Below are 18,008 nucleotides of genomic sequence, written 5' to 3'. Positions count from 1 at the left end.
GTCGTACGTCGTGTCTCCTCGCCCCCGCGTGGTCAGCCCCGCGTCAGCGACTACGTCCCGAGGCTGAGTCCTGGCGGCCGAGGGCGAGGAAGCATCGGTGGCCGCATCTCCACTGGTCGGTGACGCTGAGAACCAAGTCCTCGGCGATCCTGTGGAGCGCCGGTGCTCCCAGACGTGCCCAGGGAAACGGCGGACCTTCGTGACCATGGATGTCTTCGAACCGGGCGGTGCGGCGCTCCTCGACGTCGCCGGGGTCGACCTCCACGAGGAGGGAACCCGTCGGGGCGGTGAGCTGGACACAGCGGTACAGCAGGGCGTGCGGGTCACCGCCGATGCCGATGTTGCCGTCGATGAGCAGGATGGTCTGCCAGCCGCCCTCGGCCGGTAGCCGGTCGAACACCGATCGGCGCAGTGCGATTCCGCCGAGAGCGATGGTGTGGGCCACCGCCCGGGGAGCCACATCGACGCCGAGCGCGAAGACTCCGCGGCTCAGGAGCGCCCTGCACAGCCGGCCCGGTCCGCAGCCGACGTCGAGAACGGGGCCGCCGCAGCGATCGAGTACGGATTCGTCGGCCACGGTGGGCTGTGCGTACCAGCGATGCAGCGGCATCCGGATCCGGCGCCCGCCGGTCAGGCGTAGGTACACCGGTCCGTGGCCGTTGCGCAGGGCGAGCGCATAGGGGTCTCCCTCGGCGCAGGACGCCCCGTCCTCGTCGGTCGTCATGGTGCGGCGTCGTGACCTGGTGCAGGTCGTTCCTCGTCGGCGCGGGCGGCCCGCCGGACGCGGCGGAGCTTGAGCGCGAAGGCCACGGCGGAGGCGGCGAAGAGCACGGCGGTGATGACCAGCCACCGGCCGAGGTAGACGTCTATCGACAACCGGGTGGCACCCGGGTAGGGGGTCGACAAGGCGAAGATGAGGGGGAACCAGACGAGCAGGAGAACACCGGAGAGAAAGGTGGGCACGCGCAGGTAGTTGATCCACGGTGGTTGTGGCATGCGGGTGGCGCGATGCCGCAGGACAGCGTGCGCCGACAGGTCGGCGAGCGAGTACAGGGGCAGCAGGATCAGGTCGTGGAGGATCGCCGCGCCGACGAACCAGATCGCGACCTCGAGCGGGCGGACGGCGAACAGCCGCACCAGGGCATAGCCGGTGACGGCGAACGAGGCGATCAGGACGAGAAGGTGGAGGGGGCCGGAGCCGTACCAGCGGACGAAGCGCGCCATGATCAGGTCCTGAAGGTGAGCCGGTGCACCCACTTGGTGTTGTTCACGCCGGGGTTGGCCGGGACGATGACGCGGGCCGGGTAGCCGTGGTCGAGCGAGAGGTCCGCGCCGTTGACGTGCAGCGCGAGCAGCGATCTGGGGTCGTGGATCTGGTTGCCCCGCAGGAGCACCGAGCTGTAGGGGCCGGGTGGTTGGACGGACTCCACCAGGACGCTTCCCGCACCTGGGATGCCTGCCATGGCGGCGAGGTCGGTCAGCCGAAGACCGCTCCAGTGCTGGTCGGGGGTGGACCATCCCTCCACGCAGGCGATCGGCAGTGCGGCGGAATGCTGGGGCATCGCGAGGAGCTGTGCGCGGGTGAAGACGCGCGTCGGACCGAGGCCGTGGATCTCCAGCCGCCAGCCGGGGCCGACGTGCGCGGGGGTGACGCCGACGGATGCGGCCGTCTTGTTGATCTGGAAGCCGTTCGGGCCGCTGCCCGGAGTACGGTTGTGCGGCGCGAGAAGAGCGGTCTTGCGCAGCCGGCCGCCGATGCTCTGTCCCGCGGTGACCACCAGGAGGAGCAGCGATCCGCCCCCCACCAGGGCGAGTGCCCCGCGCCGGCTCATCGTCGGCGGTGCGGGAGCGACCGGGACCAGGCCGTCGGGGTCGGGGGGCTCGGGCCGGGTGAGAGCGAGGTCGGTGCGCAGTTCCGTGGCCAGGCTGCGGGAGCGCAGGGCGCGGGCCATCCGGCCGAGTCTGAGGCTCACATGGACGATGAACGCGGCGATGAACACCCAGGCGCCGTAGAAGTGCAGGGTGTAGAAGGAGCCGGGGAAGACGTAGAAAAGCTGGATGTTGATGATGCCGGTGACGAATTCGAAGATCACCCCGCCGACCAGCATGAGCAGGGACAACCGCTCCAGTGCGTGGGCGACGGAGCGGACCGGCAGCCACTCGAACAGCTTCGGGATCACTGACCACAACTTGGCCAGCAGCACGGGTACCAGGACCACGCCGAGCGTCACGTGCAGGCCCTGGGTCAGCCGGTACAGCCAGTACGGATGTGTGGGCCAGTCGAAGAGGTAGAAGCCCAGCAGGCCCTTGTCCGGGGTCTGGTCGTTGATGCGGCCGAGTCCCGGGTTGTAGGAGGCGTAGGAGAGCATTCCGGTGACGAAGAGCAGCGGGATGCCGATCAGCAGCACCAGGCCGAACACGGACGTCAGCCAGGGTCCGCGGATGGGGCTGCGCCAGAAGCCGGGACGGAACGGCCCCGGGGGTGGAGGAGTCTGCTCGACCCGCCGCACGAGGGCCCGGGTACGAGCGGCACCCTTGGTCCCTCGCGCCGCCGCGGCAGCGCGAAAGCGTTCGAGGCGCCCCGGCGCATGGTCCTCGTCCGGTCTCGGGCGTCGCGGACCGCCGGAACCCGGGGCCGGCGGCCGTCCGCCACTGCCCATCGGCCGCCTCCTCCGTCCCAGGCCGACTCTCAAAGGGGTGGATCGAACCCCACCGCGTCGTCGTCGCCTGTCAAGTCGTCAGCTACAAACTGGCACAGATCGGGTCGGCTTTGCGTGTCTGGCGTGCATACGGGTGTCCGTCGCCAGTCGAACGGGTGAATCGGCATTTCGTACGGCTCTTCGGGTCGCACGGCGGTCTCATGATGGTGAGGTGCGACGCCTCAGCGCACGGCGCAGCGCCTCCACCCGGCCCGGCCGCACCGCGCTGACCAGGGAGTTGTTCTGGTTCGTCGTGATCGGCGTCGCCTCCACGCTGGCCCAGGCCCTGCTGTACTGGGTTCTGCGCCACTGGTCGCCGCCCGTCCTGGCCAATTTCGCCTCCCTTCTTGTCGTCACCGTCCTCAACACGGAGGCCAACCGTCGGCTGACCTTTCGCGGGTCCGCGGTCCGAGTCCTCCAGGCGCATCTGGCCGCGGGTGGCCTGTTCGTCCTGGCGTATCTGGTCACCTCAGGCGCTGTGCTGCTCTTCCGTGACTACCGGCCCACCGCCTCACCAGCGGCGGAGACCCTGGTGCTCGCACCGAGCTTCGCCCTGGTGACCGTGGTGCGCTTCACCGTCTTGCGGCTGGTCGTCTTCAGACGCTGCCGATGACCCCCTCGCACCCGATGTGCCCGAGACGTCTGCCCTCACGCACCGTCCCGCCGCCGGTCTCCGCCGCCACGCGCCCGTGCCCGGACGAGTACGCCAGCGAGCACCGTCACGGCGGCCGCCCCGTACGCAGCAGCGTCAACGCCATGCCACTGCAGTGCGTCCGCGACATACAGCCCGGTGGCCGCGGCAGCGACGGCGAGCCACTCCCATGGGCCGCCCATTGCCACGAGGGCCACGACGAGAAGCGCATACCAGTAGTACGCAGGCGAGATGAGCAGCAGCGCAGTGCCCGTGACCAGCAGCGATCCATGCCACGGCCGCTCTGGATCGCCGCGCCGCAGGACGTACCAGGCGCTCAGCGCCACCAGTGCGACAGCGACCGGACCGGCCGACGCGTCCGGCAGCACCAGCCGCAGCAGCGCGAACCGGCCGACAGCGCCTGGCTGGTACCCCTCCTCCCTCAGATAGCCGGGCAGATAACCCAGGACCGCAGAGCGGGACGCCAGCAGATACGGGAGATAGACGAGCGCCACGACACCAACGGCGGCGAGCAGCACGCTCGCCGTCTCTCGCCACCGGGCGCGCGGGCCATGTCCGGGGGCCAGCACCCCCGACAGCGCACCGGGGAGGGCGAGCACGGGCAGCAGCTTGACGGCGATCGCCGCCCCGAGCAGCGCTCCCCGGCGTGCTCCCGCGGCCGTGCCGAGCGCGGCCACCGTGAACAGCACGCCGAGAGTGTCTACATGGGCGTCGTTGACCGCGGCGAACGGCACCGCCGGACACCATGCCCACAGCGCCACCCGCCGCGCGTCACCACGCGTACGCCGCTGCACCAGCAGCAGCGCCACCGTCGTGACGACGGCGAGCGCAGCACCGGCGAGTTGCAGTGGCTTGTGCCGCCCGTCTGCCGGGGAGACGGCGTGCACCAGCAGGAACCACCCCTCGGCCACGGGCGGATAAATCGTGCGTTCGGACGGCCTGTTGATGTGCGTGCACACACCCGCCACCGGGTGGAGGTCCCACCTGCGGCACGCGGTCCCGGTGGGGAAGAGCCACGGATCACGCAACCGGGCAAGCTGCGGCGCGTCCGGCGGGTAGGCGTACGGGGAGACTTCCGCAGCCTGCACGCGACCGTCCCACGCGTAGCGGTACATGTCGTCGCTGGTGCGCGGCGGAGCCGAGAGCGCCGCCGCGCACAGGGCGATCCCACCGGCCAGAATCAGCGCCACGGCGGTGCCCACCGGCACGCGGCGCACGGTCCACGCCGCTCCGGCGAACAGCACCCACGCGGCGGCATACCAGTACAGCAGCGCGGCCGGATGGCCGAGATCACCGCCTATGCGGACCGTCGCGGCGACGACGGCGACGAGAACGGCGAGCAGTGCCGTGGCGCAGAGCGTGCGTACTCCCACACCCGCCACAGTGGCAGCCCCGAACACTCCGGACGGCCCCGCGGCGCCGCGTGTCGGATCCGGCCGTAGCCACGAAGGCATGCTGGTCCTTGTCACAGGAGGGGCCGACGGTGCGCTGGTCGAGACCACGGCGAGGGCCGCTACGAATGCGCCCGCCACGGGACCGTCCGGCCCGGCCCGCGTCGGGTCGCCGACCTGGACGCCGGGCGGTTCGAGCCCGTCTGCCCACGCTGCGGCGATCCGCTCACCCCGGTCTGGTGCCCGAGGACGCGCCACCCGCCCGCGCAACGCCTACGCAGCGAGTCGGCCAGGAGCATCTGGCCGCCACCCGGGCCCGGGCCACCGCCACCCGGGCCCGGGCCACAGGCGGCCGGGCGGTCGCCGTGCGCCACCACAACGTCCACGGACCAGGAATGCCGCGCGACACCCCCTGCTGTGCGGTGGCCTCGCGCTTCCGCTCCGCGCTCGCCCGCGGCGAGCCGCCCCGGGTCCTCGAGGAGTACCGCCCGGTTTCCTTCCATATGTCTAAATCCGTACGCTGAAAAGCGTGACCGAGAGACATCGGCCCCTGGTGGACGTCGTGCTGCCATGCCTTGACGAAGCAGCCGCCCTTCCCTGGGTACTGGAGCGGATACCGCCCGGTTGGCGCGCCGTGGTCGTCGACAACGGCTCCACAGACGGCTCCGCCGAGCTCGCCGCGTCGCTGGGGGCGCACGTCGTGGGTGAACCGGTGCGCGGCTTCGGCGCCGCCTGCGCGGCCGGGCTGCGCGCCGCCACGGCACCCCTGGTTTGTCTCTGCGACTGCGACGCCTCCCTCGACCCGGGGCTGCTGCCGTCACTGGCCCACGCCGTCCTGGCCGGCGAGGCGGACCTGGTACTCGGGCGGCGCAGGCCGACGGCACGCCACGCCTGGCCGGTGCACGCCCGGCTCGCGAACCGCGAGCTGGCCCGGCTGATCCGCCGCCGCACCGGCCTGCGCCTGCACGACCTCGGCCCGATGAGGGCGGCGCGCCGGGAGGCACTGCTCGACCTGAATCTGACCGACCGTAGGTCGGGCTACCCGTTGCAGATGGTCATCCGTGCCGCCGACGCCGGATGGAGGGTGCGCGAGGTCGACGTGCCTTACTACCCGCGTGCCGGCCGTTCCAAGGTCACGGGCACCTGGCGTGGCACCTGGAACGCGGTGCGCGACATGCGCGCGGTCCTCAACGAGCCGCCCCGGCGTCCGGCGGGAGCCTCCCGGTGAGCGGGCCGGTCGGGCCGACCGCGCTGCTGGTGATAGCCAAGGAGCCGCGGCCTGGACACGTCAAGACCCGGCTTACCCCGCCGTTCAGCCCTGCCCAAGCCGCTGCCCTCGCGGAAGCGGCGCTCGCCGACACCCTGGAGACCGTGCTGCGCTGCCCGGCCCGCCGCCGGATGCTCTTCCTGGACGGCGCGCCCGGACACTGGCTGCCGCCCGGCATCGAGGTGCTCCCGCAGGCGTCCGGCGGCCTGGACGAGCGGCTGGCCGCAGCCTTCGCCGCCGTAGCGGACGGCCCCGCCCTACTGGTCGGTATGGACACCCCACAGCTCACCCCGAAGCTCCTCGCCCCCGTGCTGCATCCCGGCGCGTGGCGGGAGTGCGACGCGTGGTTCGGCCCGGCGGAGGACGGCGGGTTCTGGGCGCTCGGCCTGGCCGCACCCGACCCGACGCTGCTGCGAGGCATCCCGATGTCCACCGCATACACCGGCGCCGCCCAGCGCGCCCGCCTCACCGGGGCAGGCCTTCGGGTGCGCGAACTGCTGCTGCTGCGCGACGTGGACACGGCGCCCGACGCCGCCGCGGTGGCAGCCGCAGCGCCGGGATCAAGGTTCGCCACCCTCTTGAAGCGCTACTCTCGCGACCTTGTCCCCTGACCCGCCAGTGAGCGTCAGGAGCCTCCCTCTTCCCAGCAGACCGCCGATATCGGCGACCTCAGACTCCCTGCCCACAAAGCCGGGTCGGCGGAGCCGTCGAGGACGGAGCCCGGCAACTCGGGGCAGCACGAGGGGGATCGATGACGTAGCCCGTCATGACGGCCTCCTGGCGAGAGGCGCGGCCTCGCGTACGTTCCAGGTGCCGGGCGGGCGCCGATGGCCAAGGATGTCGGTCACCTCGATCCGCACGCTTTTGATCCGAAGAGACACCCGCAGCTCGAAGTACCGCCTCGGTACACGCTCATGAGCGACAGCATGGGCGGCCAGCTCGGTGACGATCGCGGCTACGGCGTCGGCGGTGCCGATGCCGTGCGGGATGCCCCAGACGTCGAGCTGGGCGAGGACGAGGGGCCTTGCCGGGCAAGAGGGCGGGCTGAGCCGTTGGGTGAGCACGAGCTCGCGCAGGCGCACACGGTGACGAATTGGTCAGCACTCATGACTGGCCGTAACGGCGGGCGGAGGAGGTGAGCGCGGTGGTCGACGGGCGGGCGAGCGAGCCGGATTCTTCGGAGCCGTGGCAGGGCGTCGTCGGGGCGTCTCGGGCCGCGCTTCTCTCGGAACTGAGCTCTTCGCCGAGCATCTGCATCGCCTCCTTGTCTGCTCCCTCTGAGCAGCCGTAACAGGCATCGGCTGCCGGCGCCTACCCGTTTGCCGTGGGGGCCGGCGGCGTGTTCCGCCGGAGCGGGAGTTGCCGGGGTCGATCCCAACCACGGTCTGGGCCGAGCGACCCCGCCCCGCCTGGCGGTCATGCGGAGGCCGGGATCCCAAGCTCGGCGAGGAGCCCGCGCACTCGCTGTTCGACGGCGTCGCGGATCGGCCGGACGGCCTCGACGCCCTGGCCCGCCGGGTCGTCCAGTTGCCAGTCCAGGTACCGCTTGCCGGGGAAGACCGGGCAGGCGTCCCCGCAGCCCATGGTGATCACCACGTCCGACGACTGCACGGCCTGTGTGGTGAGAACCTTCGGCGTCTGGGCGGAGATGTCGACGCCGACCTCCTTCATCGCCTCCACGACAGCCGGGTTGACGGAGTCGGCAGGCGCGGAGCCGGCCGAGCGGACCTCGACCCGGTCGCCGGCGAGACGGGCGAGGAAGGCGGCGCCCATCTGGGAACGGCCGGCGTTGTGCACACAGACGAACAGCACGGACGGACGCGGGACGGAAGCGCTCATGGCAGGTGTCTTTCTCGTGGTGCGGTCAGAAGGAGGCGGGTTCGGGTGCGCTGTGCGGGACGCCGGCCTCGGGGCGGGCCGGGGTGGCTGTCGTGCCGTAGACCGCGGCCACGATGCCGAGCCCCAGCGCGGCGCCGAGCAACTGGGCGGTGATGAACGGGGTGACTGAGGCGGGCGCGATCCCGGCGAAGGTGTCGGTGAAGGCCCGACCGATGGTCACTGCCGGGTTCGCGAAGGACGTCGACGACGTGAACCAGTAGGCCGCCCCGATGTAGGAGGCCACCGCGGCCGGAGCGAGCGAGGCTCGGCCGATCCGGTCGAGTCCGAAGATCAACAGGATCAGCCCGGCCGTGGCGACGACCTCGCCCATCCACACATGGCCTGCGGAGCGGTCGTGGGTGGAGAACGCCACCAGCCGCTTGGCGAACATCGCGTCCGCCAGGATCGCCCCACCGATCGCGCCGGCGATCTGGGCCGGCACGTACGCGGCGACGTCCCGCAGGGTGAGGCCGTCCGGGGCGCGGCGGCCGGTGAACCAGGCGGCCAGGGTGACGGCCGGGTTGAAGTGCGCGCCGGAGACCGGCCCGAGCAGGGTGATCAGCACACCCAGACCGAAAACGGTGGCGAGGGAGTTGGCGAGCAGTTGCACGCCGGCGTCCCTCGACAGCGCGGTGGCCTGGATGCCGGAGCCGACCACCACCGCAACCAGCAGCCCGGTTCCGATCGCCTCGGCGGTGACGCGGCGGCCGAGAGGCGCCTTCACGCGCGGGCTCCGGCGGTCTGCGGGGTGGTCAGAAATGTGGCGACCCGGTCCAGGACACCCGGCAGTACCCAGTAGTAGACCCAGGTCCCGCGTCGCTCGCAGTCGATGAGACCGGCCTGCCGCAGGAGCTTGAGGTGGTGGGAGATCGTCGGCTGGGACAGGTCGAAGGCCGGGGTCAGCTCGCACACACAGACCTCGCCGCCCTCCCCGCGCGAGGCGATCATCGACATCAGGCGCAGCCGGACCGGGTCACCCAGGGCCTTGAACACCTTGGCCAGCTCGGCCGCGTGGTCCTCGTCCAGCGGCGCGGCGGACAGGCCCGGGCAGCAGGCGCCGTCCTGGCCGATCACCTCAAGCTCTTGTTTCGACATGCCTCTATGTTGACGTTTTTCGAATCAGGGCGCAAGGTTGCATCGATGCACGTCGATACAGGCCGTTCCGGGGCCCTCCTGTGCCCCGCCCCCTGGGAGTGAGTCATGAACGAGCAGTCCACCGACCTGCGCGAGACCGTCCGTCAGCGGTACGCGGCGGCGGCCATGAAGGTCTCCGAGTGCAGCACCGCCTGTTGCGGACCCGAGCCGGTCGAGGTCGACGAGAACTTCGGCTCGGCCCTGTACGCCGCCGAGGAGCGCGACACACTGCCCGTCGAGGCCGTCGCCGCCTCGCTCGGCTGCGGCAACCCCACCGCCGTCGCCGAGCTGCGCGAGGGTGAGCGTGTTCTGGACCTCGGCTCCGGCGGCGGCATCGACGTCCTGCTCTCCGCCCGCCGCGTCGGCCCGACGGGCAAGGCGTACGGGCTGGACATGACCGAGGAGATGCTCGCCCTCGCGCTGGCCAACGCGGCGAAGGCGGGGGCGACGAACGTGGAGTTCCTCAAGGGCACGATCGAGGCGATCCCACTGCCCGCGCACACGATCGACGTGGTGATCTCCAACTGCGTGATCAACATGTCCACGGACAAGCCGGCCGTATTCACCGAGGCCTTCCGCGTGCTCAAGCCCGGCGGCCGGATCGGCGTGTCCGACGTCGTCGCCGACGACGCGCTCACCCCCGAACAACGCGCCGAGCGCGGTGACTACGTCGGATGCATCGCGGGCGCGCTCTCCTTCGCCGAATACCGCGCGGGCCTGGAAGCCGCCGGTTTCACCGACGTCGAGATCACTCCGACCCACCCGGTCGCCGACGGCATGCACTCCGCGATCGTGCGCGCCACCAAGCCGCCGACCGCCGGAAGTGCCCACCGGGCAGCGGAGCTGAGCGACGTGTGCTGCGGCGTCAACGCCTGCTGTACCCCCGCCGAGACTTCCGCCGACCCCGCCCTCACCGTGACCGAGGCCAAGACCGCATCGGAGTCCGGCTGCCGGGACTGACGCCGTCGGCCTGCTACACGCTACGCGCCTTGAAGGCGCGACACCCCTTCACAGCCGCAGAGCGATCCGGCTGCCGCGCCGCCGTCGGCCACGCCCGGGAGCGAGAGCGGCGGCCGGGTTGATCTGGATGGACGGCAACCTTCGATGTTTTCGTAGTCATCTATGGTCGTCTGTAGTTGTATATCTTGATCGTGTGAAGCTTTCGGAGTGGACAGGTCAGCAGGGCGTGAGCTACCAGACCGCTTGGCGGTGGGTAAAGGACGGGAAGATGCCCGTTCCGGTCCGCCAAGCGCCCTCCGGGACGTGGCTGGTCGATGAGCCCGCCAAGGAGTCGGCCGGGCGGGTGGTGGCGTACTGCCGTGTTTCGTCCGCCGAGCCGAAGGATGACCTGGACCGGCAGGCGGTCCGCGTCGTGGCCGGTGCGAACCGGCAGGGGCTGGCCGTCGCCGAGGTCGGGTCCGGGCTGAACGGGCGGCGCCACAAGCTGCACCAGCTCCTGTCAGACCCGGGCGCGGCCGTTATCGTGGTCGAGCACCGCGACCGGCTGGCCCGGTTCGGTGTCGAGCATCTGGAGGCGGTGCTGTCGGCGGCCGGGCGGCGCCTGGTCGTCCTGGATTCCGCCGAGAGTGCTGATGACGTGGTGCGGGACATAACCGAGGTGCTGACCTCGATGTGCATGCGTCTGCACGGGCGGAGGGCGGCGAAGAACTGCGCTGCCCGCGCAGTGGCCGTGGCGACCGGCGAGGCCGACCAGTGAAGAAGTTCCAGCCCCAGCCTGGTTTCGTGGTGCAGGCGTTCCGGTTCGCGCTGGATCCGAACTCCGCTCAGGAGACCGCGCTGCGTTCGCACTGCGGTGCGGCGAGGGCGGCGTACAACTGGGCTGTGGGCTGGGTGACCGCCTCGTGGCGGCAGCGCGCGGCGGAGACTTCGTACGGCGTGTCCGAGGCGGAGCTGACCAAGTGGCGGCCGTGGTCGCTTCCCGCGCTGCGGAAGGAGTTCAACGCCGCAAAGCGCGTCGAAGCCAGGTTCGCCGACTGGTGGGAGGAGAACTCCAAGGAGGCGTACAACACCGGCTTGGCCAACGCGGCCGCCGCGTTCGACAACTATGCCAAGTCGAAGCAGGGCAAGCGGCGCGGCAAGCGGGTGGGCGCACCTCGGTTCAAGCCGAAGCGAAAGGCCCGCCTCGCCTGCCGGTTCACCACCGGCACGATCCGCGTCGAAGCCGACGGCCGGCACGTCACGCTGCCAAGGCTCGGCACCATCCGCACCCACGAGCCCACCGTCAAGCTCCTTGCCCGCGTGCAGGCCGGGACCGCGCGCATCCTTTCCGCCACCGTCCGGCATGAGCGCGGACGCTGGTTCGTCTCCTTCCAGGCCGAAGCCGCGCGGGACATCGAACGCGTCGCCCGCCCCGACGTGGCGGTGGGGATCGACATCGGCGTGAAGACGCTCGCGGTGATGGCCGACAGCACCAAAGAGATCCGCACCGTCCCCAACCCCGGACACTACGACGCCGCGCTGAAGCAGCTGCGCCGGGCCTCGCGTACCGTCTCCCGCCGTCGTGGACCCGACCGCCGCACCGGGCACAAGCCGTCCAAGCGGTGGGAGAAGGCCAACGCTGCCCGCAACAAGCTGCATCACCGGGTGGCGAACCTCCGCGCGGACGCCCTGCACAAGCTCACCACCGCCGTGGCCGCCGAATACGGCACGGTCGTGGTCGAAGACCTCAACGTCGCCGGCATGCTCCGCAACCGGCGTCTGGCCCGCCGCATCGCCGACGCCGGGTTCGGCGAGATCCGACACCAGCTCACCTACAAGACCAGCCAGCGGCACGGCACCCGCACCATCACCGCAGACCGCTGGTACCCGTCCTCCAAGACCTGTTCCGGGTGCGGCGCGGTGAAAGCCAAGCTGCCGCTGCACGTCCGGACCTACCACTGCGACGCCTGCGGCCTGGTCATCGACCGGGACGACAACGCTGCCCGCAACCTCGTCGCCCTCGCAGCGGCGAGCACGACCGGTACCGGAGTGGCCGGAGACCGGGACACCACACAGGTGTCGAAGCCTCGTGGAGCCGACCAGAAGACCCGCACCACCCGCCGCAGCCGAAAGGCCACGGCGGGGCAGGCAGGTGGCGCAACGCTGCCGCACCAGCGGCAGAAGGAAGCGAGAGACCGTACTCAAGCTGAAGCCCTCACGCTTTGGTGACGAGACGGACCTCCCGGGCCGGAATGCCCGGGATGCTGAGACCTGACTACGGTCTCGGCAACGGTTAGCGTGGGAGGAGCACGACGACCTGGGTCGAGTGCGCCTGTCCCGGCCGGCGAGGAAGGTGTGCCCCCGATGAGCGACATGGCGGCTGCACGTGCGCGGGCGCTCGGAGACTTGGTCGCGGCCAGCCATCTGATGACCTTCGAACAGGTGCCCGCGGCGGTGGCGGCGCACGCCGCGCGGGCGGGCTGGTACGAAACGTTGATCTACCTGGTAGATCTGCAACAGGACCGGCTGCACCTGCTCACCGGGGAGGGTGGGGACGCCGGACGGGGCGGCACCGACCCACCGGCCGAGATGTCGGTCGAGGGCACGGTGGCGGGCCGGGCCTTCCAGCTGGGCGGGGTCTTCCCGGCGTCGGCGTCCTCCAGTGGGCGGTGGTGGGTTCCCCTGCTGGACGGAACCGAGCGCATGGGAGTGCTGCGGGTCACCCTGCCGGATGCGCAGGAGCCGGACGAGGACGTGGGCAAGCTGGCGGCACTGGTCGCACTGCTGCTGGCCAGCAAGCGCGGAACGAGTGACTCCTACGCCCGGCTGGTCCGGCGCCGCCGGATGAAGGTGGTGGCCGAGATGGAGTGGTGTCTGATGCCGCCGCGAACCTTCGCCACCGACCGGGTCCTGATCAGCGCGGTGATGGAACCGGCTTACGAGGTCAGCGGCGACGCGTTCGACTACGCTCTGGCCGATGAGACCGTGCACATGGCGCTCTTCGACGCGATGGGTCATGACACGGCCGCCGGACTGACCGCGAATCTGGCGGTGGCCACGTGCCGTAACTACCGGCGCCAGGGCGCCGACCTGGTCCAGACCGGGGTCGGCATCGAGGAGGTGCTCACAGAGCAGTTCCGCGGCGCACGCTACGCCACCGGCATCCTGGCGCATCTGCAACTGGCCACCGGCCTGTTCACCTGGATCAGCCACGGCCACTACCCGCCGGTCATCGTCCGCGGCCGCCGCACGGTCGTGCACCCGGCCTGCCCGCCCTCACCCCCCTTGGGCACCGGCCTGGATCTGCCCGCGACCGTCTGCCGAGACCAGCTGGAACCCGGTGACCGGCTGCTGCTCTACACCGACGGCATCACCGAAGCCCGCAATCCGACCGGCCAGGAATTCGGCCTTCAACGTCTGATCGACTTCCTCGTCCGCCACCACACGGACGACCTGCCCGTCCCGGAAACCCTGCGCCGTCTGATCCACCACCACCTCGACTACCACCACGGACAGCTCAACGACGACGCCACGATCGTGCTGCTGGAGTGGCACGGGCCGACCCCCTACCGCCCCGAGAGCCTGGAGACCCGAGTCGGTCTTCCCCCCTCCACCTGCCGCGACGAGCCCGTGATCACCACCTGACCGGCCAACCCGCCCCTCACCGTGAGATCTGAACGGCTGGAACGGCTCCGTTCGTTGAAGGCGTGTGGCGGACCGGCACCCGGCCTGGACTCGAAGGGACATTCACGCGTTGTCCACGCGATCGCGGACACAGCAAGTGAGTTGAAAGGGCGTCAGTATGAGCCGTCCGTTGCTGCACAGACGCTTCACGCCGTTGACCGACACGCTGCCCTACCTTCGGCTCGGCCAACCGCCCACGTCTGTCCGGGAGTTGACCGGCCTGACCTCCACGGTCCCGATGTGGTGCAAGGACGAGAGCGGATACGGAGCGGGCGGCTGGGGCGGCAACAAGATCCGCAAGCTGGAGTGGATCCTGCCGGATGCCCGCCGACAGGGGGCGCGCACTCTCCTCACCGTGGGCGGTCTCGGTACCAACTGGGGACTGGCCGCCGCCCTCTACGGCAAGGAGCAGGGGCTCTCCACCGCGATCGCCCTGATCGACCAGCCGCTCGACGAGCACGTACGGGCGCAACTGGTCCGGCTGCGCCGCTCGGGCGCAGCGTTGTACCGTACCCACACCAAGCGGCGGACCATCGCATCCGCCCCTTGGCTGTTCCTACGGCATGCCACCGGCCGCAGGCTCCCGTACTTCGTGCCCCCGGGCGGATCGACCCCCGTCGGCACGCTCGGCTATGTCGAAGCGGCCTTCGAACTTGCGGACCAGATCGCCTCGGGTGAGCTGCCCGAGCCCTCTCATGTGGTCACAGCGGTCGGCTCCGGGGGTACGGCGGCCGGGCTGGCGCTTGGCCTGCGGCTGGCGGGGGTGCACACCCGGGTGGTGGGTGTGGTCGTCAACGACACCCTTCGCCTCGATGCCCCGGCCGTCGTCGCGTTGGCCGGCCGGACGGAACGTCTGCTGCGGGAGCGTGGTGCCGACTTTCCGCCCGTCCGCCTCACCGTGGATGACGTGACCATGGTCAGGGACTGGCTGGGCCCTGGCTACGGTCACGCCACCCTCGAGGCCGAGCGGGCGCGGGCCCTGGCCACGGCCACCGCGTCGCTGGAGCTCGAACCGGTGTACACCGCCAAGGCGCTGGCGGCACTGCTCGCGATGGCGGACGACGGCCGTCTGGGCCCGGCCCCGGTTCTCTTTCTCAACACCTACGGACCACGCTAGCCCCTGACGAACCGCCAGGTCTTGCTGTCGAGGGCGACGCATACGCTCGGGGACAGCACGATGGTGCGCAGGATGCCGGTGCGGGTGTCGTAGTCGATGCCCTCCACCTCATAGTTTCCCGTACACCAGCTCTCCAGCGGTAGCTGACGCAGGGCCGTGACATGGCCGGAGACGTCGGTTCCGGTCAGCGGCCCCGCGAGATCGATCTGTACCAGGGGTTTGGTCATCCCGGACAGGACGCCCGCGGAGTCGTCCGAGGCGCACAAGAGGGTCGTCGAGCTGGAGAAGTCACAGCCCTGGATGTCCGCCACCGCGTGGTCGAGATTGATCGTCGCGGCCAGTGGGAGGTTCTGGGAGGGGGAGGTGTCGGGGTTCTGCCCGGGAGTGGGGAAGACCAGGAGGCGGGTCATCGTGCCCCATTCCCCGGAGACCATCCACCGGCCGCCGGGGGCGATCGCGTCGAAGGAGTTGTTGGAGGCCTCGCCGTTGGCGAGTTGATGGGTGTACTCCGCCCAGGTGCCGTCGGGCCGCTGCACCCGGAACATCTTGGCGGTCCCGGAGTCCGACTGGTAGGGCTCGATGTAGTAGCCCTCCGGGGAGGCGTCCGGGTCGCCGACGTGGTTCCAGCCGCGGCTGCTGGTGCCGAGGGGGATGGTGCCCAGGCCGGTGTACCGGTTGGGACTTCCGGCAGGGGTGTAGATGCTGGTCAGCCCCTGACTTTCCGTCAGGGGCCGGGCTCTGTCGGAGCCGACCGGCGTCCAGGTGTCCGCGGCGGCGGCAGGCTGTGGGCTCACCGCGAGGACGGTACAGGCGAGGGTGGCGCTCAGGGCGAGGAGGCGCTGCCGTGACAGCTTCGGTATTCGCATGCCGAAGGCCTATCGTGCGGCTCCGCGGCGCGGAGAGCCGTGTTTCGGCCTCTTTGGCTCCGGTCGCTGTCGGGGTCCCCGGTGGACCCGGCCGCGCCCTGAAGGAGTAGTCCGAAGGGGGTACGGGTGCGCCGGGCGAGGGTGGTGCTCGCCCGCGATGTGCCCTGGGCCGGCGTACATCGCCCGTCCCCTGGTGTGCTCCGGCCCTGGCGCAAGCGTGCACGCGTCGCGTGCGCCCGACACCGCACCGTCGCAGTCTGGACGTAGGCCCCATCACCGATCGGTACGAGACGGGAGGTTCCCCATGAAAATCGCTGTGCTCGGCGGCACCGGATTGATCGGGTCGCGGGTGGTGAGGAAGCTGGGCGAGGCCGGACACGAAGCTGTACCGCACTCCAAGTCCACGGGTGTCGATGTGATCACGGGCCAGGGTGTGGAGGAGGCGGTGGCCGGAGCCGATGTTGTTGTCAATCTGACGAATTCCCCGACCTTCGACGACGCCTCCCCGGAGTTCTTCCGCACCTCGATGGACAACCTTCTGGCCGCCGGCCACCGGGGAGGGGTCGGGCACGTCGTCATCCTCTCGATCGTCGGCGCGGACCGAGTGCCCAAGCTCGTCTACTACCGGGCCAAGGTCCTCCAGGAGGACCTCCTCAAGTCGGGGCCGATTCCCTACTCGATCGTCCGTGCCACCCAGTTCATGGAGTTCATGGACGCGGTCCTGTCCTGGACCACCGAGGGCGACGTCGTCCGTCTGCCGGCCACTCCGCTCCAGTTGATCGCCGCCCAGGACGTGTCGGACACCGTCGCCGAAGTCGCTGTCGGCGCCCCGTTGAACGGTGCCCTCAACGTCGCCGGTCCCGATGTCTTCCCGTTGGACGAACTCGGCCGGATCACCCTGAACGCCCGCCCCGACGGCCGCCGAGTCGTCACCGACGACACCGCCGGCATGTTCGCCGCGGTCCCCGGCGATGCCCTCATCCCCAAGGGCGACGTCCGCATCGCCCCCACGCACTACAGCGACTGGCTCTCCTGAAGCGCCCGGTCCAACCCTGGAGGTCCCGCCATGGCGGACGAAGAGTCGGCGTCGGACGGCGCTATGAGCCCACCGCGCTCGGAGGCATGGAAGACGGCGCTCACTGTGCTGCAGTCAGTGACACCGCCGTTCGTTCCGGAGGGCCCGGAGGTGATGACGGTCATGGTCGAGTTCCCTCCCGGCGATCCGGGAACTCCTCCCCACCGGCACTCGGGACCTGCCTTCGGCTACATGCTGGAGGGGGAGATGCTCTTCGAACTGGAAGGCGAGCCTGAGCGGGTGATCAAGGCCGGGGAGACGTTCTGGGAGCCGGGCGGCGATGTCATCCACTACCAGGACGGGAACAACCGGACGGACTCCAGGAGCCGCTTCCTCGTCACCATGGTGTGTGTGCCGGGCCGGCCCATGCTCACCCTGGTCGACGACGAGGAACTGGCCCGGCGTCAACATCTGCGAGCTCCCCGTCCGGGTACCTCGGCGACCTGACGCACCGCTTGTGCGGGTGCTGCCGTTCCCGTACGTGGAAGCGGGTGCCGGACGGCGAGCCGGCCCCGTGCGGGTGTGCGGGGCCGGCTCATGGCATCGGTGCGGCGGCACCTCGCCTGCTGTCCGTGATCACTCGCCGTCGGCGGCGAAGGTGGCGAGACCGGTGTCGATGAGCCGAGCCGCACGGCGCACGTCGCCTGCGACCCGCTGGTGGATCTCCGAGGGCGTACGTTCCGCGTCCATGTGGCGGCGCAGGCTGTGGAATTGGACCCTCCACAGGCCGAGCAGTGCGGCCGCCGCGACCTGAGGCTCCGGGTCTTCGGGCTTCATTCCGGCCCGCTCGGCGAGGACTTCGGCGGCCACCGCGACGAACCGGTCCATCATGTCGCTCTGGTAGGCCCGCAGTGCGGGCGTGGTTCTGATCAGGTCACCGAAGCGCTGGTGGGCGGCGATCGCTGCCGACGGATCGCTGCTCTCGGTCAGGGAGGACATCACGCCTGTCAGCTCGGAGTCCAGGATGCGCAGCGCCGCCGCGACCGGCGGAACCTCGTGCTCGGCCAACCCGGTGCGCAGGGCGGCCATGGTCGTCTCCAGCCGGTCCATGACCAGCGCCTCTTTGGTGGGGAAGTAGTTGAAGACAGTCTTCTCCGACACCCCGCAGGCCTCGGCGACCTCCGCCACCCGGACCGCGTCGAACCCCCGCGCCATGAACATGCGCGCGGCCGTGTCCGACAGTTGCCGGCGCATCAGCCGCTTCTTGCGCTCCCGCAGCCCTTCGGTCGCCCGACGCATGCCCGTGCCACTCATGCCCGCATGTTAGTACAGTAGCCAAAATAACTCAATCACTATAAATTTATAG

At 70.4% G+C, this 18,008-nt stretch carries 20 protein-coding genes and 1 pseudogene; 11 read left to right on the top strand and 10 right to left on the bottom strand.

All coding sequences use genetic code 11. The features are described from left to right. Positions 1-43: 43 nt before the first annotated feature. From ACFY2Z_RS29525 to ACFY2Z_RS29515, 3 genes are read right to left on the bottom strand one after another with little or no spacing between them, the layout of a single operon-like run. Complete coding sequence (locus tag ACFY2Z_RS29525; protein WP_390747124.1) at positions 44-724, bottom strand: class I SAM-dependent methyltransferase; 681 nt, start codon at positions 722-724, stop codon at positions 44-46. Further along, complete coding sequence (locus ACFY2Z_RS29520) at positions 721-1,224, bottom strand: hypothetical protein (RefSeq protein ID WP_390747123.1); 504 nt, start codon at positions 1,222-1,224, stop codon at positions 721-723. Before ACFY2Z_RS29520 ends, ACFY2Z_RS29525 begins: the two co-directional genes overlap by 4 nt. Positions 1,225-1,226: 2 nt before the next feature. After that, positions 1,227-2,660 carry a molybdopterin-dependent oxidoreductase gene (locus ACFY2Z_RS29515; RefSeq protein WP_390747122.1) on the bottom strand — a complete coding sequence of 478 codons (1,434 nt, stop codon included), beginning with the start codon at positions 2,658-2,660 and terminating at the stop codon, positions 1,227-1,229. Between the two features lie 211 nt (positions 2,661-2,871). Between ACFY2Z_RS29515 and ACFY2Z_RS29510 the strand changes: the two genes are divergently transcribed. Continuing rightward, entirely contained in the window at positions 2,872-3,312 is a 441-nt protein-coding gene (locus tag ACFY2Z_RS29510; RefSeq protein ID WP_390747121.1) for a GtrA family protein, read from the top strand. A 35-nt stretch (positions 3,313-3,347) separates the two neighbouring features. Here the strand turns inward: ACFY2Z_RS29510 and ACFY2Z_RS29505 are convergent, their stop codons facing one another. Then, a complete protein-coding gene (locus tag ACFY2Z_RS29505) occupies positions 3,348-4,724 on the bottom strand; it encodes a glycosyltransferase 87 family protein (RefSeq protein ID WP_390747120.1) in 1,377 nt (458 codons plus the stop codon). A gap of 126 nt (positions 4,725-4,850) precedes the next feature. Here ACFY2Z_RS29505 and ACFY2Z_RS29500 point away from each other — a divergent pair. From ACFY2Z_RS29500 to ACFY2Z_RS29490, 3 genes and pseudogenes are all read left to right on the top strand, one after another. Next, a pseudogene (locus tag ACFY2Z_RS29500) lies at positions 4,851-5,224 on the top strand (NAD-dependent dehydratase); the annotation flags it as partial. A 47-nt stretch (positions 5,225-5,271) separates the two neighbouring features. Then, positions 5,272-5,970 (top strand): glycosyltransferase family 2 protein, encoded by a 699-nt coding sequence (locus ACFY2Z_RS29495; protein ID WP_390747119.1) that lies wholly within the window; start codon positions 5,272-5,274, stop codon positions 5,968-5,970. Beyond that, positions 5,967-6,620, top strand: a complete 654-nt coding sequence (locus ACFY2Z_RS29490) for a DUF2064 domain-containing protein (RefSeq protein WP_390747118.1) — start codon at positions 5,967-5,969, stop codon at positions 6,618-6,620. Before ACFY2Z_RS29495 ends, ACFY2Z_RS29490 begins: the two co-directional genes overlap by 4 nt. Positions 6,621-6,773: 153 nt before the next feature. On the opposite strand, the gene ACFY2Z_RS29485 is transcribed toward ACFY2Z_RS29490, so the two are convergent. The 4 genes from ACFY2Z_RS29485 to ACFY2Z_RS29470 form a co-directional block, all read right to left on the bottom strand. Next, positions 6,774-7,091, bottom strand: coding sequence for a hypothetical protein (locus ACFY2Z_RS29485; protein WP_390747117.1), 318 nt, complete (start codon positions 7,089-7,091; stop codon positions 6,774-6,776). A 334-nt stretch (positions 7,092-7,425) separates the two neighbouring features. Then, the gene (locus tag ACFY2Z_RS29480; protein ID WP_390747116.1) at positions 7,426-7,848 is read right to left on the bottom strand and encodes an arsenate reductase ArsC; all 423 of its coding nucleotides are present in this window, start codon (positions 7,846-7,848) and stop codon (positions 7,426-7,428) included. Between the two features lie 25 nt (positions 7,849-7,873). Then, positions 7,874-8,611, bottom strand: a complete 738-nt coding sequence (locus ACFY2Z_RS29475) for an aquaporin (protein ID WP_390747115.1) — start codon at positions 8,609-8,611, stop codon at positions 7,874-7,876. Continuing rightward, entirely contained in the window at positions 8,608-8,982 is a 375-nt protein-coding gene (locus tag ACFY2Z_RS29470) for an ArsR/SmtB family transcription factor (protein ID WP_390747114.1), read from the bottom strand. Before ACFY2Z_RS29470 ends, ACFY2Z_RS29475 begins: the two co-directional genes overlap by 4 nt. Before the next feature lie 105 nt (positions 8,983-9,087). On the opposite strand from ACFY2Z_RS29470, the gene arsM reads away from it, so the two are divergent. The 5 genes from arsM (at position 9,088) to ACFY2Z_RS29445 (ending at position 14,761) form a co-directional block, all read left to right on the top strand. Further along, a complete protein-coding gene (gene arsM / locus ACFY2Z_RS29465) occupies positions 9,088-9,981 on the top strand; it encodes an arsenite methyltransferase (RefSeq protein ID WP_390747113.1) in 894 nt (297 codons plus the stop codon). A 193-nt stretch (positions 9,982-10,174) separates the two neighbouring features. Next, positions 10,175-10,738, top strand: a complete 564-nt coding sequence (locus ACFY2Z_RS29460; protein ID WP_390747112.1) for an IS607 family transposase — start codon at positions 10,175-10,177, stop codon at positions 10,736-10,738. Between the two features lie 26 nt (positions 10,739-10,764). Further along, on the top strand, positions 10,765-12,189 hold the full coding sequence (tnpB, locus tag ACFY2Z_RS29455; protein WP_390747111.1) for an IS607 family element RNA-guided endonuclease TnpB: 1,425 nt from the start codon (positions 10,765-10,767) through the stop codon (positions 12,187-12,189). Between the two features lie 135 nt (positions 12,190-12,324). Next, positions 12,325-13,605, top strand: a complete 1,281-nt coding sequence (locus tag ACFY2Z_RS29450; protein WP_390747110.1) for a PP2C family protein-serine/threonine phosphatase — start codon at positions 12,325-12,327, stop codon at positions 13,603-13,605. 193 nt (positions 13,606-13,798) lie between these two features. Then, positions 13,799-14,761, top strand: coding sequence for a pyridoxal-phosphate dependent enzyme (locus ACFY2Z_RS29445; protein ID WP_390747109.1), 963 nt, complete (start codon positions 13,799-13,801; stop codon positions 14,759-14,761). Here the strand turns inward: ACFY2Z_RS29445 and ACFY2Z_RS29440 are convergent. Beyond that, positions 14,758-15,621 carry a hypothetical protein gene (locus tag ACFY2Z_RS29440; protein ID WP_390747146.1) on the bottom strand — a complete coding sequence of 288 codons (864 nt, stop codon included), beginning with the start codon at positions 15,619-15,621 and terminating at the stop codon, positions 14,758-14,760. The two genes, ACFY2Z_RS29445 and ACFY2Z_RS29440, sit on opposite strands and share 4 nt — an antisense overlap. Positions 15,622-15,931: 310 nt before the next feature. Here ACFY2Z_RS29440 and ACFY2Z_RS29435 point away from each other — a divergent pair, with 310 nt between their 5' ends. Together ACFY2Z_RS29435 and ACFY2Z_RS29430 are read left to right on the top strand one after the other, a co-directional pair. Continuing rightward, positions 15,932-16,663 carry an SDR family oxidoreductase gene (locus tag ACFY2Z_RS29435; protein ID WP_390747108.1) on the top strand — a complete coding sequence of 244 codons (732 nt, stop codon included), beginning with the start codon at positions 15,932-15,934 and terminating at the stop codon, positions 16,661-16,663. Between the two features lie 30 nt (positions 16,664-16,693). Then, positions 16,694-17,149 (top strand): cupin domain-containing protein, encoded by a 456-nt coding sequence (locus ACFY2Z_RS29430; RefSeq protein WP_390747107.1) that lies wholly within the window; start codon positions 16,694-16,696, stop codon positions 17,147-17,149. Positions 17,150-17,278: 129 nt separating this feature from the next. Here the strand turns inward: ACFY2Z_RS29430 and ACFY2Z_RS29425 are convergent, their stop codons facing one another. After that, complete coding sequence (locus ACFY2Z_RS29425) at positions 17,279-17,956, bottom strand: TetR family transcriptional regulator (protein ID WP_390747106.1); 678 nt, start codon at positions 17,954-17,956, stop codon at positions 17,279-17,281. Positions 17,957-18,008: the final 52 nt, after the last annotated feature.

It is taken from the genome of Streptomyces sp. NPDC001222 (genome assembly GCF_042896945.1).
Taxonomy (GTDB): domain Bacteria; phylum Actinomycetota; class Actinomycetes; order Streptomycetales; family Streptomycetaceae; genus Streptomyces; species Streptomyces gibsoniae.
The sequence above is the reverse complement of the archived record's forward strand: the minus strand, read 5'-3'. Positions and strand labels throughout refer to the sequence as shown.

Coding starts and splice junctions, on each gene's coding strand:
- ACFY2Z_RS29525 (WP_390747124.1), bottom strand. CDS start 724: ATGACGACCGACGAGGACGGGGCGTCCTGCGCCGAGGGAGACCCCTAT.
- ACFY2Z_RS29520 (WP_390747123.1), bottom strand. CDS start 1,224: ATGGCGCGCTTCGTCCGCTGGTACGGCTCCGGCCCCCTCCACCTTCTC.
- ACFY2Z_RS29515 (WP_390747122.1), bottom strand. CDS start 2,660: ATGGGCAGTGGCGGACGGCCGCCGGCCCCGGGTTCCGGCGGTCCGCGA.
- ACFY2Z_RS29480 (WP_390747116.1), bottom strand. CDS start 7,848: ATGAGCGCTTCCGTCCCGCGTCCGTCCGTGCTGTTCGTCTGTGTGCAC.
- ACFY2Z_RS29470 (WP_390747114.1), bottom strand. CDS start 8,982: ATGTCGAAACAAGAGCTTGAGGTGATCGGCCAGGACGGCGCCTGCTGC.
- arsM (WP_390747113.1), top strand. CDS start 9,088: ATGAACGAGCAGTCCACCGACCTGCGCGAGACCGTCCGTCAGCGGTAC.
- ACFY2Z_RS29450 (WP_390747110.1), top strand. CDS start 12,325: ATGAGCGACATGGCGGCTGCACGTGCGCGGGCGCTCGGAGACTTGGTC.
- ACFY2Z_RS29435 (WP_390747108.1), top strand. CDS start 15,932: ATGAAAATCGCTGTGCTCGGCGGCACCGGATTGATCGGGTCGCGGGTG.
- ACFY2Z_RS29430 (WP_390747107.1), top strand. CDS start 16,694: ATGGCGGACGAAGAGTCGGCGTCGGACGGCGCTATGAGCCCACCGCGC.
- ACFY2Z_RS29425 (WP_390747106.1), bottom strand. CDS start 17,956: ATGAGTGGCACGGGCATGCGTCGGGCGACCGAAGGGCTGCGGGAGCGC.